Here is a 25341-nt window from a genome sequence, read left to right on the forward strand (position 1 = left end):
TCCGTGACGAACAGGTCAGGTCCGTAGGCGATCGGGGGGTTTGGTTGACTGGAGGCATGAGTGCTCTCTTCGTGAAGATCTGCGGGCTGAAGACCGCCCATGACGTCGACGTGGCCGTGGCGGCCGGGGCCGACGCCGTCGGGTTCGTCTTCGCGCCCGGCAGCCCCCGGACCATCGGCGCCGCCGAGGCCCGGGAGCTCGCCGCGCGGGTGCCGGGCGGGGTGCTGACCGTCGGGGTGTTCCGGGGCCAGTCCGTCGAGGAGGTGCGCCGGCTGACGGAGGAGAGCGGCGTGCGCGGCGTGCAGCTCCACGGGGACGAGCCCGCCGCGTACTACGAGGAGCTGCGCGCTCCGGGGCGTACGCTGCTGCGCGCCACCGCCGAGCACGTCGAGCGCTGCGGAGGCCACGGCGAGGACCTGCTGCTCATCGACGCCCCCGACCCGGGCTCCGGCAAGCCCTGGAACTGGGGCTCGGAGGAGTTCACGGCGCCCGAGGGGCGATGGCTGCTGGCCGGCGGGCTGACCCCGGACAACGTCCGCGAGGCGGTGGCGGCGACCGGCGCCTGGGGCGTGGACGTCTCCAGCGGGGTCGAGCGCGAGCGCGGGGTGAAGTCCCCGGAGCTGATCCGCGCCTTCGTCGAGGCGGCGCGGGGCCCCGCGTCCCGGCGTGCCGCAGGCAGCGCGCGGAGCTGACCGGGAACAGGAACCCGTGCCCGGGGTGACGGCTCCCCGCCCGGTGGACCGCCGGTCAGGGGAAGGCGGGTCCGAGGCGGACGGGGCTGTCGCGTGCGCGTGCCCCGCCTCCGCCGGCCGCGTCGCCCCGGGAGACCGCGACCGTCCCGGTGACCGACAGCATGCCGTCCCCCACCGCCGCGCCCCCCACCGCCGCGCCCCCCGCACCCGGGGGGCGTGCGGCGCGCGGCGCGCTGCGCCGGGAGCGCCTCCGTGCCACCGCCGGCCGTCACGATGACGGTGCGTCCGGGTGCGTACCGGGCATAGGCCCCGTATGTCCCCGCACCTGCCCGCATGGCTACGGCGCGTGATGCCGCGCCGCCTCTCGTCCGTCTTCACCGCCGACTTCTCCTCCACCACCCAGTGGGTGGCGGGCCGCTCCTGGGCCTATCCCGACGGCGGCCCCGTCAACCCCGGCGACAACAAGCTCGACCACCTCACCCCCGACCCCGCCTACAGCCGCACCGGCACCTTCCGCGCGACCCGTCGCCCCGACGGCAACTGGGACGCCGGCCTGCTCACCACCGAGGGCAGCGACGAGGGCTTCGAGGTCCGCACCGGCGACGTCCTGGAGGCCCGGGTCCGGCTGCCCCAGGAGACGGGCGCCTGGCCCGCCATCTGGACCTGGCGGGACGGCGGCCAGGAGATCGACGTCTTCGAGTACCACCCCGACAACCCCGACCTGCTGGAGCTGTCCAACCACGTCCGCGAGGCCCACCGCTACTACCGCGACCCGGGCGTCGGGCCCGGCAGATGGGTCGACCTGAAGGTGGAGTTCGGCCGCAGATCCGTCGTCTGGTGGGTCAACGGCCGCCGCGTCTACTCCGACGGCCGGGGCGTCGGCCGCGGCTGGCACGCGTACCTGATCGTCAACCTGTCCGTCTGCGCCGGCCGCTACCACCCCGCCCCCGGCCCGGAGGTCAGCGAGATGTCGTACGAGGTCGAGCGGCTGAGCGTGCAACGGCCGTAGCCCCGGTCAGGCGGGCACGCCCCTGGCCTCGCCGTCCTCCTCGACGGACTCCACCACCGGGGTGTCCCGCAGGGCCCGCACCTGGTCCGGGGAGAGCCGGGCGGCGAAGCCGTTGCCCGCGTCGCGGTAGACGTGCGTCGGCCGGATCCCGTACGCCTCGGCGACCACGGCCGGGTCGAGCCCCTCGTGCACGGTGACGATGTACGAGGGGTGCTCGGGCGCCGGTACGGCACGGGCGGACGCGGGGCCGGGCGGGGTGACGGCGTGGGCGGGCAGGGCGGGCAGTACGGCTGCGGCGGCCAGTGCGGCGGCGGCGACGGCCACCGGCAGGGGCAGGCTCGGGCGAGTGCGCATGACCGTGAGGCCATCACGCACGGCCCGGGCCGGTCAACGACCCCGGCGGCGTGGCGGCTCCGGGCGGGAGTGAACAACGAGTGCGCCCCCTCGACGGGTGACTGCCCGTACGGGTGAAGTTCCCGAACGCGCGAGCGGGCGGCCCGGCGGGCCGAAGCCCCGGACGGCAGCGGGAAGGATCCTTTCTCCAGCGGCTGCGGCGAACGGCCGACGGACCCCGCCCGGCCCGTCGGCCAAGCGGGGAAGGCGGTTCAAGTCCCTCTGCCCGGAGGACCGATGAAGAGGACGGCCGCCTTCAGGGACGCGTTCCGCGGACCCCGCGAGAGGGCGGCGCCTCATGTCACCCCTTCCCCTCGGGAGTTCCCCCATGCGCCTCATCGCAGGTGTAGCCACCGCCACCGTCCTCGCCCTCGCCCCGGTGGCCGCCGGCACGGCGTCCGCCGCCGCGCCCGAGCCCACTCCGGCTCCGCTGCAGACGTCCGCCGACGCCGTGCCCGGCGAGTACATCGTCACCCTCGACAAGGGTGTGGACGCGGCGAAGCTGGCGGAGAAGCTCCGGCTGAAGCCGAAGCACGTCTACTCCGCCGCGCTCAACGGCTTCGCGGCCCCGCTCACCGCGCTCCAGCTGGACGCCCTCCGGTCGACCGTCGGGGTGAAGGCGGTCGAGGAGAACACGAAGGCGGCCTCCGTGCCGATGCCCGGCGAGCCGAGCGTGAGCAGGGCCCCGTCCTCCTCCTGGGGCCTGGACCGCATCGACCAGCGGCCGCTGCCGCTCGACAACGACTTCACCGTCCGCGGCAGCGGCGCCGGAGTGACCGCCTACATCCTCGACACCGGCATCGACTACCTGCACGAGGAGTTCGGCGGCCGCGCCACGTTCGGGTTCGACGCGATGCCGGACGGCGCGAGCCAGCGGGGCCAGGACTGCAACGGCCACGGCACGCACGTCGCGGGCACGGTCGCCGGCGCCACGTACGGCGTCGCGCGCAAGGCGAACCTGGTGAGCGTGCGCGTCCTCGGCTGTGACGGCAGGGGCTCCTACGCCGGCATGATCGCGGGCATGGACTGGGTGGCGAAGAACGCCAAGCAGCCGGCGGTGCTCAACGGCTCCCTCGGCGGCCCGCGTTCCGAGGCCCTCAACAACGCGGTCAACGCCCTCTCCGACGCGGGCGTCCTGCCGGTCATCGCGGCGGGCAACGAGCACCAGGACGCCTGCAACGTCTCGCCCGCCTCGGCCTCCCGCGTGGTCACCGTGGGGGCGACCGACCGCTTCGACCGGGAGACCGTCTTCTCCAACTACGGCCCGTGCGTGTCCCTCTACGCGCCCGGCCAGGACATCGTCTCCGCGAAGCTGCGCGGCGGCAGCGTGGCCCTGAACGGTACGTCCATGGCCGCGCCGCACGTCGCCGGTGTCGCCGCCCTCTACAAGCAGGCGCACCCGGGCGACCGTCCGGTGGACATCGCCAACTTCCTGCGGTCGCAGTCCACCAAGAGCGTCCTGACCTCGCTCAGCCCGGGCTCGCCGAACGAGCTGCTGTTCACCGCGGGCTACTGACCGTTCAGAGCGTCGCGACGAAGGTCGCCCAGGCCCGCGCGTGGAACACCACGTGCGGGCCTTCGGGCTGCTTGGAGTCCCTCACGGGGACGAGGTCGGTGTGCGCGTCGCACACCTCGACGCAGTTGCCGCCGTCACCGGCGCTGTGAGTGGCCTTCCGCCAGGTACCCATCTCGACGCAGTTGCCGCCGTCGCCACCGCTGTAGCTGGACTTGCGCCACGTGGCCATCTCCAGGCAGTCGCCGCCGCTACCGTCGCTGTAGCTGGACTTGTGCCAAGTGGCCGTCGACAAGTCGTACTTAGGCATGCTCGTCATGTGCGTACTCCTCGGCCGCGGACTCGATCAGGGCCAGCGAATCGTGCGGTGACAGTGCACTGGCCGTGAGGAGATCGTAGGTCAGCGTATGGCGGGCCACCGTGGCTGGATCGTCTAGCAGTTGCCCCACTCCCATGCCGTCGACGTAGGCGAGTGGCGGGGCGTCCGCGAAGGACATCAGCTTCAGCGAGCCATGCATGCCCGCATGGGCGCCAGTGCCGAACGGAATCACCTGGGCGATGAGTCGGCGAACCCGCATCAAAGTCGCAAGGTGACGTAGGGCATCCGCCATCACTGCCCGGCCCCCCACCACCCTGCGGAGTACCGCCTCGTCGAGAACACACCACAACAAGGGCGTTGTTGGGTCGCTGAGGAGCTTGGCGCGGTCGAGCCTGGCCTCCGTCAACTCATCGATCTCGGCTTCCGACGCGGTCGGCTGGTAGGCGTGGAAGACCTCCCGCGCATACCCTTCCCGCTGAAGCAACCCCGGGATGGTCAGCGGCGCGTACTCCCGGATGGTCAGGGCTTCCGCCTCCGCTTCGGCCGCTTCCGCGAAGTGGTCGGGGTACTTGGACTTGCCGTCCTTGCCGCAGTTGCGGGTGAAGAAGCCCTCCGTCCCCAGGATGGCGTCTATCGCCTTGGCCAGTTCGAGTGTGATTCTGCGGGTGCCCACTTCCATCTGGCCGACGTACGAGCCGCTCACGAAAAGCCGTTCGCCGAGCGCCGCTTGGCTCATCGCGGCACGTTCGCGGGCCACGCGTAGCTCGGCACCGAGGAGGGCGCGGGGTGATGAGGGATCGAGTTTCTTGCGTGGCATGACAACTCCCGGTCCAGCATGTGCGGTTGCTGTGGTGGCCCACTTGAAAGGCTAGCCACCTGATCGCCACTCTGTGTGCAGAAGCTGAATACTCAGAGTGGAAGGTGATATGTCATGGTGCTCTCCCCGCAGGAGCGGATGAGGGCGGCCGAAGAGGCCGTCCGGCAGCTGAAGGACGCACTGGGCGGGGTGGGGGTGGTGTTCCCGTCGCTCGACGTGGAGCGGGTCTCGGCGGCCGGTACGTACGGGCTGCCCCTGGTCGACCTCGGGCGCTGCAACATCGACACGGCGCTGCGGCTGGCCGCCGTCCTGCACGAGCGGGCGGGCCGGTGAGCGAGCCGGTGGACGCGGCGCAGTTCGCCTTCGAGCTCGGGTGGAAGCTGCGCGGGCTGGAGGCGGTCCTGGTGGGGGGCGGCTGGCGGCGGCAGGGTCTGGGGCTCGCCGTAAGGGCGCGGCCCAGCTGCGGGGGCGGCGGGGAGTGGACGGCCGTCGGGGACGACGGGGAGCGGCGGGAGACGCGTACCGCCGATACGGCGGACGAGGCGACGGCGCAGGTTCAGGAGGCCTTCGGGATGAAGGGGTGGCGGCCGCAGCCGCCCCCGCCGCCGGGGTGGCAGCGGTTCACGCTGGTGCACTGCCCGGTGGGGGAGTGTCCCCCGTACGACGACGCCCGCTACGAGCGGCTGAAGGCGTCGCCGCCGCGCGGGTGCGTGCCCGAGGAGATCGGCGGGTACTTCGGGCTGTGCTGCGAGCGGCCGGGCGAGCGGCTGCTGGACGCGGTCGCCGACGTGTGCCTGGAGGTCCGGGAGGGGTACGGGCTGCTGATGAGCGACCTCGGCATCGAGAAGCTGTGGGGGTGGTCCCCGGACGGTACGGACGGCTGGGGCGCCGAGATCGTCGGGCAGCTGCTCCTGATGGCGGCGGAACGCGGTCCCAAGCTCGGCTATTCCGTGGACGACCTGGTCCGCTTCCTGCGCACGGCCGCCGGGGGGTCTCCCGAGCCGGGGCGGCCGTAACGGGTGCGCCCGCCGCCGGGGGATCAGGCCGGCACCGGCTCCTTCGCCGCCGGGGGACCGGCCGGGGCGGCGGGGCCGGGACCGGTGTCGAGGTCGGCCAGCATGCGCGGCGTGAAGCCGAAGAAGTACGTCGCGGCGAAGCCGACCAGGTAGCCGACGCCGAGGCCGCCCGCGTACACGGCGACGGTCGCGCCCATCCCCGACGTGCCGTCCAGCAGCGGGAACAGCGCCCAGCCCGAGGGGCCGATCGCGGTGGAGCCGAAGGCGACGCCCAGCTGGTTGCACAGCCCGACGAAGGCCCCGCCCGCCGCGCCGCCGACGCAGGCGGTGACGAACGGCCGGCCCAGCGGCAGGGAGACCCCGTAGATCAGCGGCTCGCCCACCCCGAGGAAGCCGGCCGGCAGCGCCGACTTGATGGTGGTGCGGATCGAGCCGTTGCGCGGGAGGCGGCAGTAGACGGCGAGGGCCGCGCCGACCTGGCCGGCGCCGGCCATGGCGAGGATCGGCAGCAGGACGGTGTAGCCGGACTGCTCGATGAGGGTGGTGTGGATGGGGATCAGCGCCTGGTGCAGGCCGAGCATCACCAGCGGCAGGAAGAGACCGCCGAGGACCAGCCCGGCGAGCGCGCCGCCGGCGGCCAGCAGCCAGTTGGCGAAGGCGCCGATCGCGGCGGCGACCTCACCGGCGAGGAACATCAGGCCGAAGAGGGTGACCAGGCCCGTGACGAGGACGGTCAGGGTCGGGGTGACCAGCACGTCCAGGGTCTCCGGCACCCAGCGCCGGCACCACCGCTCCACGTGCACGGCGAGCAGCGCGGCCGCCAGCGCGCCGAGGACCCCGCCCTGGCCGGGGGAGAGGTGCTCGCCGAAGGCGTCGATCCGGGCGACCCCGGGGAAGACGATGACCGCGGCGACGGCGCCGCCGAGGACGGGGGTGCCGCCGAACTCCTTGGCGGTGTTGAAGCCGACGAAGACCGCGATCAGCGACATGAAACCGGACGCGATGGCGGCCAGGGCCGGGACCACGGCCGGGGCCCAGCCGAGGTTGGCGAGCAGGCCGTTCAGGCCCGCGATGACACCGCAGCCGATCAGGGCGGGGATCAGCGGCACGAAGACGTTCGCGATGCGGCGCAGGAACAGCTTGAAGGGGGTCGCGTTGCGCGCCTTGCGGGCCTCCTTCAGCGCGGCACCCCGGTCGGCGAGGTCCGCGGCGGTGACTCCGGACGGCTCCACTGCGGCGGTGACCCCGGACGGCTCCGCCGCGGGGGTGCGGCCCGCCTCGACCAGCGCCTCGAACTCGGGCGTGACCCGGGCGACGGTGCCCGGCCCCAGCACGATCTGGTAGGTGTCGTCCTCGACCACGCCCAGCACCCCGGGCACGGCCCGCAGGGCGGCGTCGTCCACGAGGGAGCGGTCGCGCAGGCCGATGCGCAGCCGGGTCATGCAGTGGGCGACGGAGCCGATGTTGTCCGGGCCGCCGACCAGGGGGAGGATCGCGGCGGCGGTGGCGCGGTTCTTGTCAGTGGACATCTACTCGCCTTGCGTGGGAGGGCGTCTACCGGGCTGGGGACTGCGGCTGCGGCTGCGGGTGGGGCTCGGGGCGGGACGAGGGCTCGGGCCGGGGCCGCGTCCCGGACTCGGCCCGGGCGCGGTCGAGGGCGTCGCGGAGGTGCCCGCGCGTCCCGGCGAGCAGGCGGGCGGCCCCGGGGCCGTCGACCCCGCCGAGGACGACGAGGACCGCGTCCTTCACCTCGCCGCCGGTCGCCGTGAGCGCCGCCTCGATCTCCGCGTCCGAGGCGCCGGTCGCCAGGGCCACGATGCGGCGGGACCGGGCGCGCAGCTTCTCGTTCGAGGCGCGTACGTCGACCATGAGGTTCCCGTACGTCTTGCCGAGACGGATCATCGTCACCGTCGAGATCAGGTTCAGTACGAGCTTCTGCGCCGTGCCCGCCTTCAGCCGGGTGGAGCCGGTCAGCAGCTCGGGCCCGACGACCACCTCGATGCCGTGCTCGGCGGCCGCCGCGAGGGCGGACCCGGCGTTGCAGGACAGGCCGACGGTGAGCGCGCCGCGCGCACGGGCGAACTCGACCGCCCCGACCGCGTACGGGGTGCGGCCGGAGGCGGAGACGCCGACCACGGTGTCCTCGGCGGTCAGGGCGAGGGCGGTGAGGTCGGCGGCGGCCAGCTCCCGGGAGTCCTCGGCGCCCTCGACGGCCTTCACCAGGGCCCCGGGGCCGCCCGCGATCAGGCCGACGACCTGCGACGGGTCGGTGTTGAAGGTGGGCGGGCACTCACTGGCGTCCAGCACCCCGAGCCGCCCCGCCGTGCCCGCGCCCGCGTAGACGAGCCGGCCGCCGCGGGCCATCCGCTCGGCGACCGCGTCGACGACGGCGGCGATCGGCTCCAGTTGCGCGGCGACGGCGGCGGGCACGGTGGCGTCCTCGGCGTTCATGACGCGGACGATCTCCAGCGTGGAGAGCCGGTCGAGGTCCGCGAACTCGGGCCGGAAGGCCTCGGTGGTCAGCGTCTCGAGCTCGGCGCGGAGGGCGGTGTACGCGGTCGTGCGGTGGTCGCTCACGGCTGGAACCTATTTTCCGGCGGGGCCGGGGGCAAGAAGGCACGCCCCCGCCGGTGCGCCGGGGTGGTGCGGGCGGAGCCGGGCCAGGCGCCGGGAGGGGGCGGGCACGGCACGGGAAGGGGCGGGGAAGGGGCCGGGCGAAAGCGGCCTTCGCCCGGCGGCCGGTCCGGGTCCACAATGAGCCCATGGACCACGCGACCCCCCTGGAACAGGCGCTCCACGTCGCCCGTGCCCTCGTTCTCGCCGATCTCGCCGCCGGTGAGGTCGCCGATGCAGATGTCGTCTCCCTCGTCGAGGACTCGGTCACGCACCGCCGGTGGTGGGTGGAGCAGTGGCCGGAGGGGGTCGACTACCTCGCCGGACTCGTCGCGCAGGACGTGAAGGACGCCCTGCTGGAGAAGTACGGGCGCTGGCCGATGTGTCCCGTCTGCGTGCACGGGGAGCCGCACGCGCTGGACGTGGAACCGGAGCTCGGCCGCGACCCGCACTGGGTGTGCTCGGAGGCCGGGGTGAAGGTCGCGGCCGTGGGCGGCCTCGGCCCCGTCCTCCGCCCGGGCCGGTGAGACGCCGGTGACGGTGTACATCGACCCGCCGGTGTGGCCGGGGCACGGCCGCCTGTGGTCGCACCTGGTCAGCGACGTCTCGTACGAGGAACTGCACGCCTTCGCGGCGGACATCGGCTGCCCGCCGCGGGCCTTCGAGCGCGACCACTACGACGTGCCCTCGCACCGCTACGCGGACGCGGTCGCGGCGGGCGCGGTGGAGATCGGCAGCAAGGAACTGGTCCGCCGCCTCACCGAGGCGGGGCTGAGACGGCCGAAACACCGCCCGCCGGTGGCCTGAATACCCGTCATTTCTCCTGTGTGCGGGCCGATTTGCTGCATTAGGATGACCGCGGCTCGGCCACCGGCATCGGGATGAGGGAGATCGTGCGTCGGTCAGTGCTGTTCGTCCACGGAACCGGGGTCCGCGAGGCTTCGTACACCAGCAGCTTCGAGGAGGTCCGGGCCCGGCTCGCCGACATCCGGCCGGAGCTGGAGGTCCGCGGCTGCTTCTGGGGCAGGGAGCAGGGCGCGGCCATGGCCCTCGACGGGGCCTCCGTCCCCCTCTACCGGCAGACGCGCGGCGGTACGCCGGAGGACGACGAGATCGCCGTCTGGGACGTCCTGTACGAGGACCCCTGGTACGAACTGCGGCTGCTCGGGCTCCAGCCGGCGGAGGAATCCGGCTTCGGCTTCGGGCCCGCGCCCTCCGAGGAGTTCGTCGCCGAGGTCACCGGGTACGTCCCGGGGCCGGCGGTGGCCGAGGCGTTCGCCGCGCGGGGACTGGCCGGGGAGTTCACCGAGGCGCTGCGGGCCGTGGTGCGGGCGCCGGAGTTCCACGACGCCGCGGCCACGGCGGACGCCGACGGGACGGAGCACCGCAGGGCCTTCGCCCGCGCCGTGGTGGCCATGACCCTCGCCCTCGCCTTCGAGCGGGGCGGCGAGGTGTCCGGCATGGTGCGCGACGAGCTGCTCGCCGTGCTCAGCACCGAGCTGTACGCCGAGGGCCGGTCCGTCACCGGCTTCCTCGCCAAGGCGCTGGCCCGGCCCGTCGGCTGGCGCGGCCGCCGTCGGCGCGGGGCGTGGGGTGACGCCGCCCTGCCGGCCATCGGCGACATCCTGCGGTACCAGGCCCGGGGCCAGGGCGTACGGGACCAGATCAAGCGGACGATCGAGAACACGCCGGGGGACGCGGTCACCGTGATCGCGCACAGCCTCGGCGGGGTCGCCTGCGTCGACCTGCTGGTCCGCGAGCGGCTGGAACGCGTGGACCAGCTGATCACCGTCGGCTCGCAGGCCCCGTACTTCTACGAGATCGGGGCCCTGGTCTCGCTCGAACACCCCGAGACCCTGCCGGAGGGCTTCCCCGCGCGGTGGCTCAACGTCTACGACGAGCGCGACCTGCTCTCGTACCGGGCCGAGAAGGTGTTCCCGGGCCGGGCCGACGACCACCGGGTCGACAACCGGCAGCCCTTCCCCTGGGCCCACACCACGTACTGGTCCAACCCCGAGGTCTGGAACGCCGTCCGCACATGGCTGAGCTGACCGCCCCCGACCCGGCGCGCGTACACGCCCTCCTGGTCGGCATCGAGCACTACCGCGCCTGAGCGACCGGAACCTGGCCGGCGCCGCGGCCGACGCCATGCGGCTCGCCCGCTGGCTGCGCAGGCGCGGGGTCCCCGGCAGGAACATCAGGCTGCTGCTCGCGCCGACGGACGCCTCCTGGGCCGATCTCAACACCCGGGAACGGGACCTGGAAGTCGAGATCGAGACGGTCATCTCCCGGGACCAGATCCTCGACCGGCTCGCCCCGCCGCGGACGGTGCCCGAGGGCGATCTGCTGTACGTGTACTGGGGCGGCCACGGGGTGGTGGACCGGGGCGACCGGCGGCTGCTGCTCTGTCCGGACGCCTCGGACGCCGATCCGCGCTGCCTGGACCTGATGGAGCTGCGGGACTACCTGGCCAGGCCGGACGTGGCGTACTGCCGCAGGCAGGTCTTCCTCGTGGACGCCTGCGCGACCTTCGTCAAGGCCGGCGGGCCCAGGCCGGCCGTCGCCCCGCTGCCGACGGGCCGGCGGATGCCGGTGGAGCAGTTCATGCTGCTGGCCGCCGCCTCCGGGCAGGCGGCGACGCAGCGCGGTGCCCAGCGGACCGGGGCCTTCTCGACCACCGTCATGGACTGGCTGGAGGAGCACTCGCCGGGCCTGGACACCGACCTCGACGCGCTGGTCGCGCACGTCAAGGAGCACTTCACCGGGCACCGCCTGGGCAGCCGGCAGCACCAGAGCCCCGTCACCCTGGTGATCCAGCCGGTCGGCGGGGACGTGGAGATCTGGCGGCGGCCGGAGCCTTCGGCGTCGCCGGCCCCTCCGGTCCCCGCCGCCCCTCCGGTCCCTGCCGCCGCGGGGCCGGGCGCGCCCGCGGTGCCGCCGGCGCCGGCCGGCGGCGGCCGCAGGACGGGGATGTGGGCCGGGGGCGGGGCGCTGGCGATGGTGGCGATGGTCGCGATCGTGGCGATGTTCCTGCACGGGAAGGGCGGCGGCGGGGAGAGCGGCGACGGGAAGCCGGACCAGGCGGTGCCGGCGGCCGGGGCCGCGGTTCCGGGGAAGGAGATCACCGCGTCCCCGCCCGCCGCCGCCCCGCCGGCCCCGTCGTCCTCGGCCCCGACGGCTGCGGCGTCCGCCCCGCAGAAGCCGGCGACGGCGCCACCGGCCGATCCCCTCGGGGAGAGGTGCGGTGCCGGACACACGACGACCAACGTGCCGGACATCCTGGAGACGGTCTGCGTCCGGGAGGTGAACGGGCGGATCAGCATGGTGGGCTACGTGAAGTCCCTCACCACTCCGAAGGCCGTCTCGATGACCCTCTGGGTGGTGGGGCCCGACAACACCTACGTGTTCCCTGCCAAGGCGCCCGCGACGAAGGACTTCAAGGCGACCTCCGGAGAGGAGCGGTTCGAGGTCCCGGTCACCGGTCTCAAGGCGGGCGACTACGAAGTCCACATCACCACCACCGAGGTGGGTGTCAGCACGCAGAGCCTGATGAAGGACCCGAAGCGCGGCCACTCGATGCCGTTTACGTACCCCTGACGCTGTCCGCCGCCGCCAGGGGGGCCGGGGAGCCGGCCACCACGCGGGTCGCGCGGGGCGGCGTACGGCGGTCCAGGCGGAGGGCGAGGGCGGTGAGGGCGAGGGCGGTGACGGTCATGGCCGCGCCCGCCCAGGCCGGGGAGGCGAAGCCGAACCCTGCGTCGATGACCGTGCCGCCGAGCCAGGGGCCGCCGGTGTTGCCGAGGTTGAACGCGGCGGTGGTGGTGGCTCCGGCGAGGGTCGGGGCGGCCCCGGCGACGTTGAACATCCGGGCGTTGAGGGCCGGGGCGGTGAAGAACGCCGAGACGCCGAGCAGGAACGCCAGGGCGATGGCGGCGGCCGCGCTGGAGGCCAGCACGGTGAGGGCGCCGAGGAACACCGTCGAGGCGGTGATGCCCCAGAGCATCACCCCGAACAGGCGCGCGTCGGCGATGCGCCCGCCGACGGTCGTCCCGGCCAGGGCGCCGACGCCGAAGAGGCCCAGGATCCACGGCACCCACTTCGAGTCCAGTCCGGCCACGTCCGTGAGCAGCGGCGACAGGTAGCTGAAGGCGCAGAAGACGCCGCCCGCGGCCAGGGCCGTGATGCCGATCGACAGCCAGACCTGGCGGTCGCGGTAGATGCCCAGCTCGCGGCGGAGGCGGGGCTTCTCCTCGGGCAGCGGGATCCTCGGGATCAGGGCCAGGATGCCGGCGAGGGCGACGGCGGAGGCGGCGCCGACCGACCAGAACGCGGAGCGCCAGCCGAAGTGCTCGCCGAGGAAGGCGCCGGCGGGGACGCCGAGGACGTTGGCGATGGACAGGCCGCCGATCATGACGGACATGGCGCGGGCCCGCTGGTCCTGGTCGACCATGGCGATGGCGACGGCCGCGCCGACGGCCCAGAACCCGGCGCAGGCGAGGGCCGACACCACGCGGGAGGCGAAGAGGAGCTCGTACGTGGGTGCCAGCGCGCCCGCCACCTGGCCGAGGCCGAAGAGGCTGATGAGGGCGATGAGGGTGGTGCGGCGCGGGAGGCGCAGGGTGGCGACCGCGAGCAGCGGCGCCCCGACGACCATGCCGATCGCGAAGGCGGATATCAGCAGGCCCGCCTGCGGGATGGTGACGCCCATGTCCTGCGCGATGGGGGGCAGGAGGCCGGACAGCATGAACTCGCTGGTGCCGAGCGCGAAGACGGACAGGCCGAGGACGTAGACGGCGACGGGCATACGGGACCGGGACCGGGGGCGGGGTCGTGCGGAGGCTGCGGGCATGTACTTCCCGAACCGCCGCGAAGCGGGACGCATTCCCGGTGACGCTCCGTATGTCAGGTCAGCGAGGCCAGCTCGGCTTCCAGGTTGCGGCGCGCCGGGCCCTCCCAGTGGGCGGCGCCGTACGGGGTGCGGAAGAGGCGCGGCAGGGCGAGCAGGCCGCGCAGGACGGCGGCGCGGCCGGTGCGGAAGGCCTCGTCGGGGACGAAGCCGTACTCGGCGCGGACGGCGGCGGCGTAGGCGGTGTAGGCGGCGGGTTCGCCGGCGAGGACGCCGAGGTCGGCGTCGCAGAGGGCCTCGCCGTTGGTGTCGCCGGGGGCGGGGTCGTGGGTGACGGTGAGCCGCACCAGCCGGGCGACCTCGGCGGTGCGGGCCGCGTCGACGCCCAGCTCGGGCAGGGCGCGCTCGGCGAGGGCGGCGCTGCGTTCCTCGTTCTCGGAGCGGTCGGGGCGGTAGACGGCGTCGTGGAACCAGGCGGCGAGCTCGACGGCGGCGGTGTCGTCGGCGTGCCCGGCGAGCACGTCGAGCCGGGCGAGGACGTCGGCCAGGTGGGCGGTGGTGTGGTATCGGCGCTGCGGTTCCGCCCAGGCGGTGAGGAGGCGGTCGGCGTAGGGGGCGGGGTCGCGGGTGGCGCCGGCGGCGGTGGCGGTGGCCGCCCAGCGGGCGCGGAGGCGGTCGGTGCCGGGGCGGGCGGTGTCGGGGGTTTCCATGCGGACATTGTGGGCTGGCGCGATTGTGCTGGTGGAGCGCGGGTGGGGCCCGTACCCTGGATATTGGACTAGACCTATTTTCCATATGGGCATAAGGATGGGGATCACATGAGCAACCGTGCGCTCCTGGAGGTGATCGCCCTCGACGTGGAGGACGCGGTCGCCGCCAGGGCAGGTGGGGCGGACCGCCTCGAACTGGTCACCGACATGGCCGCCGACGGGCTCAGCCCGACGCGCGAGACCTTCGCGGCGATCAGGGCGGCGGTCGACATCCCGCTGCGCGTGATGCTCCGCACGGCGGACGGGTTCGCGGCGGGCGACGTCTCCGTGCTGGTGGAGACCGCACGGGGGCTGCGGGCGGAGGGCGCGGAGGAGTTCGTCCTCGGCTTCCTGCACCCGGACGGCAGCCCCGACCTCGACGCGGTCGAGGCCGTGCTGGCGGAGCTGGACGGCTGCCGGTGGACGTTCCACCGGGCGATCGACCGCGCGGCGGACCGGGACGGCCTGCGGAAGGCCCTCGCGGAGCTGCCGGGCCTGGACACCTACCTGACGGCTGGGTCGGCGGCCGGGGTCGCGGACGGGCTGCCGGTGCTGGCGGCGGAGGCCGCGGCGGGGCGGCGCGGCGAGCCGGGGTACGGGCCGCGGCTCCTGGTCGGCGGCGGCCTCGCCCTGGCGCACGTGCCGGTGCTGCGGGAGGCGGGCATCGACGCGTTCCATATCGGCGGCGCGGCGCGGCCGTCGGGGTGGGGGCGGCCGGTCGCGGCGGCGGCGGTGGCGGAGTGGCGGGAGGCGGTGGGGTAGCGCTTGCCCTTGCCCTGGCCGGCGGTGTGGGGGTGGGCGTCAGGGGGAGGTCAGGGGGTGCGGGAGTGCGGCGGTGTGGACCGCCGTCAGGCCGGACACGGCCCGGGTGAGGCACACGTACAGCCGGCGCAGCCCCGTCCGCTCGTCCGGTTCGCCGTCGACGATCGCCGCCGGCTCGTCCAGGACCACGTAGTCGTACTCCAGGCCCTTCGCCAGCGACGCCGGGACCAGGGTGAGGCGGGACTCCGCCGTGGTCTCCTCGCCCGGGGAGAGGTACGGCAGGCCCGCCGCCGGGAGGGCCTGCGCCAGTACCGGGATCCGGGCGTCGGCCGCGATCAGGCCGGTCGAGCCCTCGTGCGCGAGGGAGGCGCGGCACGCGGCGATGACGTCCGCCGTCAGGTCGGCGGACGGGGTCACCTTCAGGGACCCCGGCGTCTCGCGGACCGACGAGACCGGGGCCAGCCCCGGCGCGATCGCGGGCAGCAGCCGGGACGCGTACGCGATGACCTCGCGCGGCACGCGGAAGCCCGCCGTCAGTTCCTCCAGCACCGCTTCCGGCTTGCCCAGGTGCGTCAGCGCCTCCTCCCAGCTGCGCGTCGCCCACGGGGTGGTGCCCTGCGCGAGGTCGCCCAGTACCGTCGCCGAGCCCGTCGTGCAGCGGCGGCCGACCGCCCGGTACTGCATCGGGGACAGGTCCTGCGCCTCGTCGAGGACGACGTGGCCGAGCGAGGGCGTCCGTTCCACCAGGTCCGCGGCCTCGTCGATCAGCACCAGGTCCGCCGCCGACCACTTCGCCGACTTCACGCTCCGGAAGGGCTTCGGCCACAGCAGCAGCTTCTGTTCGCCGGCCGTGAGGACGCCCTCCGCGTGCAGGGCCAGGAAGTCCGCGTCCGACAGCAGGCGCAGCACCAGCTTCGCCGGATCGACCGCCGGCCAGACCGCCTTGACCGCGGCCTTCACGGCCGCGTTGCGGGCCACCGCGTCCTGCACCCGGTCGTCCGGGGCCTCGCCCGCCTGCTCCATGCGGACGAGGACCGCGTGCGCGATCCGCTGCGGCAGCGCGTCGCGGGCGGCGCCGTAGCGGATGTCGCGGTCCTGGAGCTCGGTCACGATCTCCTCGAGCTCGTACGCGGGCACCCGCCAGCGGCGCGAACCGCGGACCACCATCAGGGGTTCGGCGGGCGGGGTGACGTGCGAGCGGACGGCACGGCGCAGGACCTCCGCCATCCGGGCGTCGCCCTTGACCACCGCGGTGGCGGCGGAGTCCGTGCCGCGCACCTCCAGGCCGTCGCGGGCGACGAGGTCGTCCACGGTGGCCTGCTTGACCTCCAGCTCGCCCAGCGCGGGCAGGACCTGCTCGATGTAGTGCAGGAAGGACCGGTTCGGCCCGATGACCAGGGTGCCGGTGCGGGCCAGGCGCTCGCGGTGCGCGTAGAGGAGGTACGCGACCCGGTGCAGGCCGACGGCCGTCTTCCCGGTGCCGGGGCCGCCCTGGACGCAGACCGAACCGGACAGCCCCGAGCGGACGATCTCGTCCTGCTCGGGCTGGATCGTCGCGACGATGTCGCGCATGGGACCCACGCGGGGCCGCTCGATCTCCCGCTGGAGCAGCTTGCTGACGGCCGGGGACTCGGCGGGGTCGCTGAGGTGCTCGTCCTCGTACGCGGTCAGTTCGCCGCCGGTGTAGCCGAAGCGGCGGCGCAGCGCGACGTCCTGGGGGTCGGCCTTGGAGGCGCGGTAGAAGGGCTGGGAGACCGGCGCCCGCCAGTCGATCACCATCGGGTCGCCCTCGGCGTCGTGGACGTGGCGGCGGCCGATGTAGAACCGCTCGCCCCCGGCGCCCTCGGCGAGTTCCGCGCCCGGGGCGTGCAGGTAGTCGAGGCGGCCGAAGAAGAGCGGGGTGTGGGCGAGGTCGGCGAGGGCTTTGACGCGGTCCTCGATCTGGGCCTGGAGGACGATGGCGTTGACCCAGTTCGCGGTGACGTCGCGGATGTCGAGGGCCTCGACGTCCTCGCGCATGGCGCGCAGGGCGGAGCGGGAGGCTGCCAGGTGGGCCCGTTCCCGGCCGAGCGGACCGGGGGCGTCGGGTGCGGCGGTGTCGGGTGCGGCGGTGTCGGGGGCGTGCGCGGACACGGGAGGGCCTCCAGCTGCTGGTCTGTGCGGTACGGAAAGCCCCCGGTTTCCGTCCGGAAGGCGGCTCTCCCCGGTGCGGCGGCGGGAGGCGGCAAGAGCGGAGAGTGTAGTCAGCCGGGCCGGGCGGCGCGAATGGATATCCGGGCCGGAAGCCCGGAGGGGGTGGGACCTCCGTACGGGTGTCGTACCGGGGAGTGTCAGACCTCCGGCAGAGCCGGCCGGGGACGCATGGGCCGCGAGGAGGAGGCGGGAGGACTGCGGATTCCATCCCGGGGGCGATGTGCGGGGAGGGCCGGGCAAGCACCATGGATTCATGAGCACCGCAACCTTTGTCCCGGTCCAGGGCGGGCCCGGGGCCACAGGCGCCACCGCCGCCTCCGGCCCCCGTCCCCGCCACCGCGTCGGCGATGTACTGCGCGCCGCCAAGGTCTTCGCCGCCGCCGCCGTGAGCGTCGCCGTCCTCGGTGAGTACGCCCACGACGCGGGCGTCATACGCCGCTGACGGGTGAAGGCGTTGGCCTGAACCCGGCGGCGGCCACACGGTGATCTACTAGGGTCACGCGCGTGACCCGCAGCCCCGATTCCGCTCCCTCCCCTTCACCGCTCGCAGGTGTGCTGGTCACAGGCCCGCTGCTCGCTCTGGGCGTCCTGTGCATCGCCCTGCGGGTCCCCACCGCCGACGCCGTCCTCAGTGGCTTCTCCGCCGCCGAGTGGCATCCGCCCAGCGCCTATCCGCCGTTCGCCGCGATCCTCTTCACGCCCGCCGCCTGGCTGCCGGCCGGCGTGCTCAAGGCCGTCCTCGTCCTCGGGAACGCCGGCCTGCTCGCCCTGCTGGTCCTGCTGTCCTGCCGGCTCGCCCCGGTACGGGCCCGGCGGGGACCCGTCCTGGCCGCCACCATCGCCGGGCTGTGGCTGGAGCCCCTGTTCCAGAGCCCGCTGCCCGCCCAGATCAACCTGGCGTTCGCCTGCCTCGCCGTCTGGGACCTCGGCCGGCCGCGCACCGCCCTCGGCAAGGGCTTCGCCCTGGGCACCGCCGCCGGGATCACCCTGACCCCGGCGCTCCTCATTCCGTACCTGCTGCTGACGCGGCGCGTCCGGGCCGCCCTGACCGCCCTGGCCGGGCTCGCCGGCACCGTCCTGCTCGGGCTGCTGGTGCTCCCGGAGGCCTCCGCCGACTTCTGGGCCCACCACGTCTGGGCCCACCACGTCCCGCTGACCGGCCGGGCCCTGCTGCGGGAGTGGCCGCACCTGTGGGTGTGGGCCGTACCGGCCCTCACCGCCCTGACGGGCGCGGCCTGCCGCCGTACGCGTCACCGCCGGGCGCGGGGCCGGATCCCCGGCCCGCGCCCGGCTCCCCGGGGCCGGGTCAGTCGCTCGCCAGCAGCTCGTCCGCGTCCATGATCCGGTAGGCGTAGCCCTGTTCCGCCAGGAAGCGCTGGCGGTGCGCGGCGAAGTCCTGGTCGATCGTGTCGCGCGCGACGACCGAGTAGAACCGCGCCTCGTGCCCGTCCGCCTTCGGCCGCAGCACCCGGCCCAGGCGCTGCGCCTCCTCCTGCCGGGAACCGAAGGTGCCGGACACCTGGATGGCGACGGTGGCCTCGGGCAGGTCGATCGAGAAGTTCGCGACCTTCGAGACGACCAGCACGCTGATCTCTCCCTCGCGGAAGGCGTTGAAGAGCTTCTCCCGCTGCGCGTTGGAGGTCTCGCCCTTGATGACCGGCGCGTCCAGGTGCTCGCCGAGCTCGTCGAGCTGGTCGATGTACTGCCCGATCACCAGCGTCTGCTCGCCCCGGTGCTTGCGCACCAGCGCCTCGGTGACCTTCCGCTTCGTCGCGGTCGTCGCGCAGAAGCGGTACTTCTCCTCCGTCTCGGCGGTCGCGTACGCGAGCCGCTCGGACTCGGTCAGGTTGACGCGGACCTCCACGCAGTCGGCCGGCGCGATGTAGCCCTGCGCCTCGATCTCCTTCCACGGCGCGTCGAACCGCTTCGGCCCGATCAGCGAGAACACGTCCGACTCCCGCCCGTCCTCCCGCACCAGAGTGGCCGTCAGGCCGAGCCGCCGGCGCGCCTGGAGGTCGGCGGTGAACTTGAACACCGGGGCCGGCAGCAGGTGCACCTCGTCGTAGAGGATCAGCCCCCAGTCCCGGGAGTCGAACAGCTCCAGGTGCGGGTAGACGCCCTTCCGCTTGGTCGTCAGCACCTGGTACGTGGCGATCGTGACGGGCCGGATCTCCTTGCGCGTGCCGGAGTACTCGCCGATCTCCTCCTCCGTCAGGGAGGTGCGCCGCACCAGCTCGTGCTTCCACTGCCGCGCCGAGACGGTGTTGGTGACCAGGATCAGCGTCGTCGCCTTCGCCTTCGCCATCGCACCGGCACCGACCAGCGTCTTGCCCGCGCCGCACGGCAGGACGACCACCCCGGACCCGCCGTGCCAGAACCCCTCCACCGCCTGCGCCTGGTACGGGCGCAGCGCCCAGCCGTTCTCCTCCAGGTCGATCGGGTGCGCCTCACCGTCCACGTACCCGGCGAGGTCCTCGGCGGGCCACCCCAGCTTCAGCAGGGTCTGCTTGATCTGCCCGCGCTCCGACGGGTGCACGGCCACCGTGTCGGCGTCGAGCCGCGCCCCGACCAGCGGGGTGATCCGCTTCGAGCGCAGGATCTCCTCCAGCACGGGCCGGTCGGTACTGGTCAGCACCAGCCCGTGGACGGGGTGCTTGGACAGGGTCAGGCGCCCGTAGCGGGCCATCGTCTCGGCGACGTCGACCAGCAGCGCGTGCGGGACGGGATAGCGGGAGTACTCGACGAGCGCGTCGACGACCTGCTCGGCGTCGTGCCCGGCGGCCCGGGCGTTCCACAGCCCGAGCGGGGTGATCCGGTAGGTGTGGATGTGCTCGGGCGCCCGCTCCAGCTCCGCGAAGGGGGCGATGGCGCGCCGCGCGGCCCCGGCGAGTTCGTGGTCGACCTCGAGAAGGAGGGTTTTGTCGCTCTGGACGATGAGAGGCCCGTTCACGCCTGTCCCTTTCCGGCGGGTGGCGGCCGCCCGGGCGCGGGCGGCCAAACCTCCAGTCTGCCGCATCCCGCCGCGGGTGTGGGGGTCCCGCCGGGCCCCGCCGGGAAAACGCGCCGACGCCGCCCACCGGTGCCGCGTCCGGTCCGGGCCACGGACGAGGAACAGCGGTCCTCCGCACCGACGGGGCGGTCGGCGCCCGGGCGAGCCGGGGCGGGAGCGCTACGCCCCCAGGTGGGGCAGCGGGCCCGCCGGATACGGGGTCTCGGCCGGGAGCAGCGCGCGGGCACCACCGGTGTCGCCCGCGCGGACCAGGGCGTGGATCTCGCGGGCGAGCGGGGTGACGTCGCGGATGGACACCGTCCACTCGTCGGCGTACGCCCGCGAAGCCCACCCCGACAGCCCCAGTTGCAGGGACCGGTGGGGCAGCGCGTTCAGGTGCAGGTCCCGCTCCGGGTCCCACTGCACCCGGGCCGGCGAGCCGGCCAGGGACGCCCGCCACGCCTCGCGGTCCGCGTGGACGCCGGGCACGTAGTGGGAGAGGCAGGCGCCGGCGAGCGCCCGGTCGAAGCCCTCGCGGGTGACCTCCACCGCCAGGACCGTCTCCTGATCGGCCTTCGTGGCCCAGCCGCAGCGGTACATCATCCACAGGAACGACGGCTTGATCCACGTCATCCGCTCCCGCTTCCACGCGGGCGGGAAACGCCCGTCGCGGGCCGCGGGCACGCCGAGACGCGGGGCGTAGGCCTGGTAGACGGTGACGGTGGTACCGGTGTGGGCGGCGCGGACCTGGTACCGGGGCACGGGGGACGCGGCCGGGGACCCGGGCGGCGGCGCGGACGCGGATCCCGCTTCGGGCAGTGCTTCGGACATGGCGCCAGAGTGCCGGTCGGCCCCGCCCCCGGCCAGCGGTTTTCCCGCCGGCCGCCCCCAGGCCGTCCCTTCCGGACCGTGCCTGACCCGCAAGATCCCGAAGAGGCGACCTACACCTGGTCCTCCGCCAGCTCCGCCACCCCCGTGATGCGGTGCAGGGCGTACGTGCGTACCTCGTCCGCCGTGTGGTCGTAGCCCGTGACGAAGCCGCCCTCCACCCGCACCGGGGCGATCACCCGCTGGCTCGCCGCGCCGTCGGCGTTCACGTACCCGATCCACACCGCCGACCCCGTCAGCGCCGCCGCCTGCACCGTGGCCAGGGTCTCCGCCGCGCTCGTGCGCGGCAGTTCCCCCGGAGCGCCCGAGGAGGCGGCCGCCGGCTCCTTGCGGACCGCCGTCGCCGCCAGATCGCCCGCACGGATCGCCCGTACCGCCGCCCCCAGCAGCGTCGCGTCCGGCACCGGCGGCCCGTCCGGTACCGGCACCGGCGCCGAACGCGCCGGGGTGCGGTGCGCGTCGGCCCGCGACACCAGCACGTCACCGGTACGGGACTCCGCCGCCGGCGCGTACCCCATCGCCCGCAGCCCGTCGAGCAGCGCCGCCGGATCCGCCTGCGCCGCCAGCACCGTCGGAGCGAGCCGCCGCAGCCCCAGCGACGCCGACCGCTTGTCCGCGAGGATCTCCCCCAGCATCGCGTCGTCGTCGCACCGCACGTACGAGGACGCCGCCCCGACCCGCAGGTGCCCGTGCCGCCGCGCCACGTCGTCGATCAGGTACGCCAGCGGCTGCGGCACCGGCGTCCGGCTGTGCTCGGTGAGGAAGGCGTGCAGGTCCGACGCCGTCTGCCCGGCGTCCAGCGCCCGCCGCACCGACCCGGGCGTGAACCGGTACACCGTCGCCCCGCCCTTGGACTCCACGTCCGCGAGCACCGCCAGCATCTCCGCCAGCGGCCGCAGCAGCGGACCCGGAGCCACCGCCGTCAGGTCCGCCTGCAACAGCACGTGGTCCACCGGCTCCGGCAGCAGCGGCGCCAGCAGCACCGCCGGATCACGGTGCTCCAGCAGCGCCCGGCCGAACACGCTCAGCGCACCCCGCCCGGTGACGCCCAGCACCTCGGCCTCGTGCAGCGTCCACCGCGCGAGCCGCGCCCGCAGATCGCCCGTACCGCGCGCCGGCCGCTCCCACGCGAGCCGCTCCAGAACCGCCTCCGGGTCGGGCACCCCGCCCTCGGGCAGCTCCCCGATCAGCTCCAGGACCCGGCGGCGCACCTCCGGCGCCGCCGAACGGTCCAGGTCGGGGCCGAGCGCCGCCAGCGTGCGGCCCTTCGCGTCCTGCTCCCCGACCAGCCCCGGCGTGCGGGTGGCCGGCAGCCACGCCCGGGCCAGCACCGCCCACCGCTCGGCGGGCGGCAGCTCGCGCCAGCCGTCGAACGCGGGCGTGGGCGCGTACCGCTCGTCGGCCTCGCCGTCGGTGGCCAGCAGCCCCGCCGCGTAGGCCAGTTCGATCCAGAACGCCGCCGCGCCCTCGGGGGTGTCCAGCGCGGCCGCCGTCCGCTTCAGGTCCCGTACGGACAGCCCGCCCGCCCGCAGCACCAGCGGTCCGGCGTGCTCCCAGGACTTCACCAGCTCCTCGACGGTGGACAGCGCCGCCAGCACCTGCCCCGCCGCGTTCGCGTCCACAAGCTGTGGACGGTGCTCGCGGTGCACGCCCACCGGCGGCGGGAGCGGAGCCGTCCGCCGGTGCGCGAGCCCGCCCCGCAGGTGCAGCGCGACCTCCCGCGGCAGTACGACCGTCCGCGGCGAAGCCGGCAGCAGCAGCCCCCGGTCGCGCAGCCAGCGCACCGGCGGCGTCGGATTCGGGGTCACCTCCCCGTACGGCGGCCCCCACACGAGCCGGCCCAGCACCTGGTGCGCCTCCGCCGGAGCCTCGTCCAGCAGCGCCGACATCCGCTCGGGGTCGGTGAACAGCCCGGTCAGCGCGGACACCGCCGAGACCGGGTCGTGCGTCGCCGGCAGCCCGGCCGCCGCCACGATCTCCTGGATCCGGGTCGGCGACATCCCCGCCACCGCCTCCGCCACGGTCGGCCCCAGCCCCGTCGGGGAGGGCCGCTGCGGCGACGGGGCGAGCAGTTCCCGGGCCGTGCGGACCAGCCGCAGCCGGTCCTCGTCCCCCCACACCAGAGCCTGGTCGCGCAGGGTCCCCAGCGCCCGGGGGAGCGCGTCGCGGGCCTCGGTGTCCTCACCGCCGGTCCCCGTCAGCAGCGACTCCAGCACCGGGTACGGGCACGGGTCCGGGGCGACCGCGAGGGCCTCCGCCGTCTGCAGCGCGAACCGGTCCAGGCGGTCCAGGGCGCGCACCACCGAGGCGCGGGTGCCGGCGCGGGTGGCCAGCTGGGTGACGTCGCCGGGCACCGGGTTCAGCAGGTCGGGGCGGGCGTGCAGCAGGGCGGCGAGCGCCACGTCGTCACGGGCGCGGAGCGCCTCGGCGAGGGAGCGCGGGGCGTTCGCCGCAGCGGTACTTGCCTCGGGCACGTCGGTCGCCTCCTGGTCACGCCGGCCGGACCGCCGTCCGGTCCCCATCCGGCCAACGGTATCCGCTGAGCCGTCGGCCGCTCCACGGACGCACGCGCTACCGTCGGGGGCGTGGGGATCGAGAGCGACCATCTGGTCTACGAATACCTGAGCCGCGTCGGGGACTTGGCGCAGCGCCGGCAGCTGCCGTCCGGGGACCGGATGCGGCTGGTCGCGGGGCTGCGGGACGAGATCGACCGCCGGCGCGCCCGATACGAACCGGACACCCCGGCGGCCGTACGCGTCATCCTGGACCGGATCGGCACGCCGGAGGAGGTCGTCGACGCGGCGGGCTCCACCCGGGCCGCGCCTCCGGCGGATCCGGGGGACGAGGCGGATCCGGTGGCCAAGGCGGATCGGGTGGCCAAGGCCGCTAAGGCCGCTCCGGCCGCTCCGGCCGCGGTCCCGGTGCAGCGGGGCCCGCAGAACGTCCCGCCGCACCTGGCCGGCCTGGACGAACTCGGCGCCTCCGCCGAAGCCGAGCCCGACTGGTGGAGCCTGTCCCCGGGCGGGCTGGGGGCGGGGCCCCAGGTGGAGGGCTTCGCGGGCGGCATCGAGTTCCCGGACCGCTTCCGGGAGCGGGGGGACGAGGACGCGGGGGCGAAGGGGGCGGACGGCGACACGGCGGGTACGGGGGCCGAGCCGGGCTCCGCCGCCGGCCCGGGAGCGCCGGCGGGGGGCCTCGTACGGTTCCTGCGCGAGCGGCGCCGGAAGAAGAAGGCCGCCGCCCCGGAGGGGGAACCGATGCCCCGCCCCCACGCGTTCCTCCTGCTGGCGGCGGTGCTGCTGCTCGCGGGGGCGGTCACCGCGTACTGGCCGCTGGTCGGCGCCGGCGCGCTGGTGGCGTACGCCTCGCGCGTGCTCGGGCCCCGCGAGCGCAAGTGGGTCCTCCTCGGCCTGCCCGCCTCGGTCTTCGCCCTGGCCATGCTCTGGCTCTGGGGCCGCACCTCCGGCCGCTGGGGCACCCCGCTCCCCTCCGACCAGCTCGGCCCGGCCTTCCGCGCCCTCTGGCCCACCCTGGCCCGCACGGCGGCGGCCACCACGGCGGCGTACCTCCTGTGGCGCGCGCGACGACGGTAGGGGGTTTCGGGGGCGGGGTTTTGACGGGGCGGGGGCTGCGGAGGTGGGCGGGGTTTCGGGGGCGGGGTTTCGGCGGGGCGGCATCAGGGCTGGTTTGGGGGTTTCCCGTCAGTCCCATCGTCCTTCCGTGTCGGGCCGGTCCCTCAAGGGCGCTCCTTCGTCGCGTCGCTACGCGATGTCGCTGCGCTCCACCCTTGACCGACCGTCCCGCCCCGGAAAGACAAGGACTGCCGAGAACCCCCCAAAGAAACGGGACGGTCCAGAGGCAGGGGAGCCCCGTATCACTGATGAGGCGAGGGGTCGGGCGTCGGCCTGCCGGGCATCCGGGCCCCCAGAGACCCCCGGCCATCCACCCGGACGCGTCAGATCGCTACGCGCTCCTCCCGGCTTAGCGTCCGCCCCCGTCCTGGGCTGATACCTGCACGAAATGTCGATCAGAGCGCCATCAGGGGGTGGTGGGCGCGTGAGATCGCTACGTGCTCCTCATTTCTCGGCGGCTGATGGCCGTCTGCGGCTGAGAGACATCCGGACGGCGGCCTGGGGGTGCTTTGAGGGAGAAATGCGGCTGTCCGGAGGCCTTTCGCGGGTCTTTCGATCCTCTGTCGGACTGTGGCGTTGTCTTCTTCAACGGCAGACTCCGGCAGAGACCCTTCAGGCCTCGCCCATGGTCGCTAAATGAGGGCAAAAGGGATGATTCCCCTCCCTGGTGGGCCGCATGAACACAGGCGGCGCCGCAGACGCCTCCCAGACGGAAGCGTGTAGCGATCTGACGCGCTCACCGCTCCCCGATGGGGCTGGGATCGACATTCCGTGCGGGTATCAGCCCAGGACGGCGGCCGGACGCTAAGTCAGGAGGAGCGCGTAGCGATCTGACGCGCCCACCGCTCCCGAAAGGGGCTCTGATCGACATCGCGTGCAGGTATCAGCCCATGACGCGGGCCGGACGCTA

General features: G+C 74.4%; 24 protein-coding genes. 13 read left to right on the forward strand and 11 right to left on the reverse strand.

The genetic code is table 11. The features are described from left to right. Nucleotides 1-56: 56 nt before the first annotated feature. Both ACZ514_RS27135 and ACZ514_RS27140 read left to right on the forward strand, forming a co-directional pair. Nucleotides 57-692, forward strand: a complete 636-nt coding sequence (locus ACZ514_RS27135) for a phosphoribosylanthranilate isomerase (RefSeq protein ID WP_469125877.1) — start codon at nucleotides 57-59, stop codon at nucleotides 690-692. Between the two features lie 313 nt (nucleotides 693-1005). Beyond that, nucleotides 1006-1701, forward strand: a complete 696-nt coding sequence (locus tag ACZ514_RS27140) for a LamG domain-containing protein (RefSeq protein WP_468175813.1) — start codon at nucleotides 1006-1008, stop codon at nucleotides 1699-1701. Between the two features lie 6 nt (nucleotides 1702-1707). Here the strand turns inward: ACZ514_RS27140 and ACZ514_RS27145 are convergent, their stop codons facing one another. After that, nucleotides 1708-2055 carry a protease inhibitor I9 family protein gene (locus ACZ514_RS27145; RefSeq protein WP_468175810.1) on the reverse strand — a complete coding sequence of 116 codons (348 nt, stop codon included), beginning with the start codon at nucleotides 2053-2055 and terminating at the stop codon, nucleotides 1708-1710. A 367-nt stretch (nucleotides 2056-2422) separates the two neighbouring features. Here ACZ514_RS27145 and ACZ514_RS27150 point away from each other — a divergent pair, with 367 nt between their 5' ends. After that, nucleotides 2423-3610 carry a S8 family peptidase gene (locus tag ACZ514_RS27150; protein WP_468175807.1) on the forward strand — a complete coding sequence of 396 codons (1188 nt, stop codon included), beginning with the start codon at nucleotides 2423-2425 and terminating at the stop codon, nucleotides 3608-3610. A gap of 4 nt (nucleotides 3611-3614) precedes the next feature. Here ACZ514_RS27150 and ACZ514_RS27155 read toward each other — a convergent pair whose 3' ends face one another. Continuing rightward, nucleotides 3615-3926 carry a DUF397 domain-containing protein gene (locus tag ACZ514_RS27155; RefSeq protein WP_469125878.1) on the reverse strand — a complete coding sequence of 104 codons (312 nt, stop codon included), beginning with the start codon at nucleotides 3924-3926 and terminating at the stop codon, nucleotides 3615-3617. After that, nucleotides 3910-4743, reverse strand: coding sequence for a helix-turn-helix domain-containing protein (locus ACZ514_RS27160; RefSeq protein WP_469125879.1), 834 nt, complete (start codon nucleotides 4741-4743; stop codon nucleotides 3910-3912). Before ACZ514_RS27160 ends, ACZ514_RS27155 begins: the two co-directional genes overlap by 17 nt. 114 nt (nucleotides 4744-4857) lie before the next feature. Here ACZ514_RS27160 and ACZ514_RS27165 point away from each other — a divergent pair, with 114 nt between their 5' ends. Both ACZ514_RS27165 and ACZ514_RS27170 read left to right on the forward strand, forming a co-directional pair. Beyond that, entirely contained in the window at nucleotides 4858-5076 is a 219-nt protein-coding gene (locus ACZ514_RS27165) for a hypothetical protein (protein ID WP_467892555.1), read from the forward strand. After that, a complete protein-coding gene (locus tag ACZ514_RS27170; RefSeq protein ID WP_468175798.1) occupies nucleotides 5073-5759 on the forward strand; it encodes a hypothetical protein in 687 nt (228 codons plus the stop codon). The genes ACZ514_RS27165 and ACZ514_RS27170 overlap by 4 nt, the downstream gene beginning before the upstream one ends. Before the next feature lie 23 nt (nucleotides 5760-5782). Here ACZ514_RS27170 and ACZ514_RS27175 read toward each other — a convergent pair whose 3' ends face one another. Both ACZ514_RS27175 and murQ read right to left on the reverse strand, forming a co-directional pair. Next, nucleotides 5783-7288: a PTS transporter subunit EIIC gene (locus ACZ514_RS27175; RefSeq protein ID WP_468175795.1), complete on the reverse strand. Its 1506-nt coding sequence runs from the start codon at nucleotides 7286-7288 to the stop codon at nucleotides 5783-5785. Between the two features lie 25 nt (nucleotides 7289-7313). Beyond that, the gene (gene murQ, locus ACZ514_RS27180; protein ID WP_469125880.1) at nucleotides 7314-8336 is read right to left on the reverse strand and encodes an N-acetylmuramic acid 6-phosphate etherase; all 1023 of its coding nucleotides are present in this window, start codon (nucleotides 8334-8336) and stop codon (nucleotides 7314-7316) included. Between the two features lie 185 nt (nucleotides 8337-8521). On the opposite strand from murQ, the gene ACZ514_RS27185 reads away from it, so the two are divergent. From ACZ514_RS27185 to ACZ514_RS27200, 4 genes are all read left to right on the forward strand, one after another. Beyond that, nucleotides 8522-8899, forward strand: coding sequence for a hypothetical protein (locus tag ACZ514_RS27185; RefSeq protein WP_468175789.1), 378 nt, complete (start codon nucleotides 8522-8524; stop codon nucleotides 8897-8899). A gap of 7 nt (nucleotides 8900-8906) precedes the next feature. Further along, nucleotides 8907-9179 (forward strand): DUF4031 domain-containing protein, encoded by a 273-nt coding sequence (locus tag ACZ514_RS27190; RefSeq protein ID WP_468175786.1) that lies wholly within the window; start codon nucleotides 8907-8909, stop codon nucleotides 9177-9179. An 86-nt stretch (nucleotides 9180-9265) separates the two neighbouring features. Further along, entirely contained in the window at nucleotides 9266-10423 is a 1158-nt protein-coding gene (locus ACZ514_RS27195) for a lipase family protein (RefSeq protein WP_468175783.1), read from the forward strand. Nucleotides 10424-10496: 73 nt separating this feature from the next. Beyond that, nucleotides 10497-11969, forward strand: coding sequence for a caspase family protein (locus ACZ514_RS27200; protein WP_469125885.1), 1473 nt, complete (start codon nucleotides 10497-10499; stop codon nucleotides 11967-11969). On the opposite strand, the gene ACZ514_RS27205 is transcribed toward ACZ514_RS27200, so the two are convergent. Both ACZ514_RS27205 and ACZ514_RS27210 read right to left on the reverse strand, forming a co-directional pair. Next, nucleotides 11956-13176 carry a Cmx/CmrA family chloramphenicol efflux MFS transporter gene (locus tag ACZ514_RS27205; RefSeq protein WP_468175777.1) on the reverse strand — a complete coding sequence of 407 codons (1221 nt, stop codon included), beginning with the start codon at nucleotides 13174-13176 and terminating at the stop codon, nucleotides 11956-11958. The genes ACZ514_RS27200 and ACZ514_RS27205 overlap by 14 nt on opposite strands. A gap of 98 nt (nucleotides 13177-13274) precedes the next feature. Continuing rightward, nucleotides 13275-13928 (reverse strand): HD domain-containing protein, encoded by a 654-nt coding sequence (locus ACZ514_RS27210; protein ID WP_468175774.1) that lies wholly within the window; start codon nucleotides 13926-13928, stop codon nucleotides 13275-13277. A 108-nt stretch (nucleotides 13929-14036) separates the two neighbouring features. Here ACZ514_RS27210 and ACZ514_RS27215 point away from each other — a divergent pair, with 108 nt between their 5' ends. After that, a complete protein-coding gene (locus ACZ514_RS27215) occupies nucleotides 14037-14729 on the forward strand; it encodes a copper homeostasis protein CutC (RefSeq protein ID WP_468175771.1) in 693 nt (230 codons plus the stop codon). A gap of 39 nt (nucleotides 14730-14768) precedes the next feature. Here the strand turns inward: ACZ514_RS27215 and ACZ514_RS27220 are convergent, their stop codons facing one another. Then, entirely contained in the window at nucleotides 14769-16748 is a 1980-nt protein-coding gene (locus ACZ514_RS27220) for a HelD family protein (RefSeq protein ID WP_469125886.1), read from the reverse strand. Nucleotides 16749-17175: 427 nt separating this feature from the next. On the opposite strand from ACZ514_RS27220, the gene ACZ514_RS27225 reads away from it, so the two are divergent. Together ACZ514_RS27225 and ACZ514_RS27230 are read left to right on the forward strand one after the other, a co-directional pair. After that, complete coding sequence (locus ACZ514_RS27225) at nucleotides 17176-17364, forward strand: hypothetical protein (RefSeq protein ID WP_468175765.1); 189 nt, start codon at nucleotides 17176-17178, stop codon at nucleotides 17362-17364. Between the two features lie 62 nt (nucleotides 17365-17426). Beyond that, entirely contained in the window at nucleotides 17427-18263 is an 837-nt protein-coding gene (locus ACZ514_RS27230) for a glycosyltransferase family 87 protein (protein ID WP_468701402.1), read from the forward strand. Here ACZ514_RS27230 and ACZ514_RS27235 read toward each other — a convergent pair. The 3 genes from ACZ514_RS27235 to ACZ514_RS27245 form a co-directional block, all read right to left on the reverse strand. Next, on the reverse strand, nucleotides 18229-19872 hold the full coding sequence (locus tag ACZ514_RS27235; RefSeq protein ID WP_468175759.1) for a DNA repair helicase XPB: 1644 nt from the start codon (nucleotides 19870-19872) through the stop codon (nucleotides 18229-18231). The two genes, ACZ514_RS27230 and ACZ514_RS27235, sit on opposite strands and share 35 nt — an antisense overlap. A gap of 219 nt (nucleotides 19873-20091) precedes the next feature. Next, entirely contained in the window at nucleotides 20092-20742 is a 651-nt protein-coding gene (locus ACZ514_RS27240; protein ID WP_468175756.1) for a DUF4291 domain-containing protein, read from the reverse strand. Nucleotides 20743-20852: 110 nt separating this feature from the next. After that, nucleotides 20853-23321 carry a helicase-associated domain-containing protein gene (locus ACZ514_RS27245; RefSeq protein ID WP_469125881.1) on the reverse strand — a complete coding sequence of 823 codons (2469 nt, stop codon included), beginning with the start codon at nucleotides 23319-23321 and terminating at the stop codon, nucleotides 20853-20855. A gap of 63 nt (nucleotides 23322-23384) precedes the next feature. Between ACZ514_RS27245 and ACZ514_RS27250 the strand changes: the two genes are divergently transcribed. Next, nucleotides 23385-24392 (forward strand): hypothetical protein, encoded by a 1008-nt coding sequence (locus ACZ514_RS27250; protein ID WP_469125882.1) that lies wholly within the window; start codon nucleotides 23385-23387, stop codon nucleotides 24390-24392. The last annotated feature ends 949 nt before the right edge of the window (nucleotides 24393-25341 follow it).

This window comes from Streptomyces sp. NPDC034086 (genome assembly GCF_055575515.1).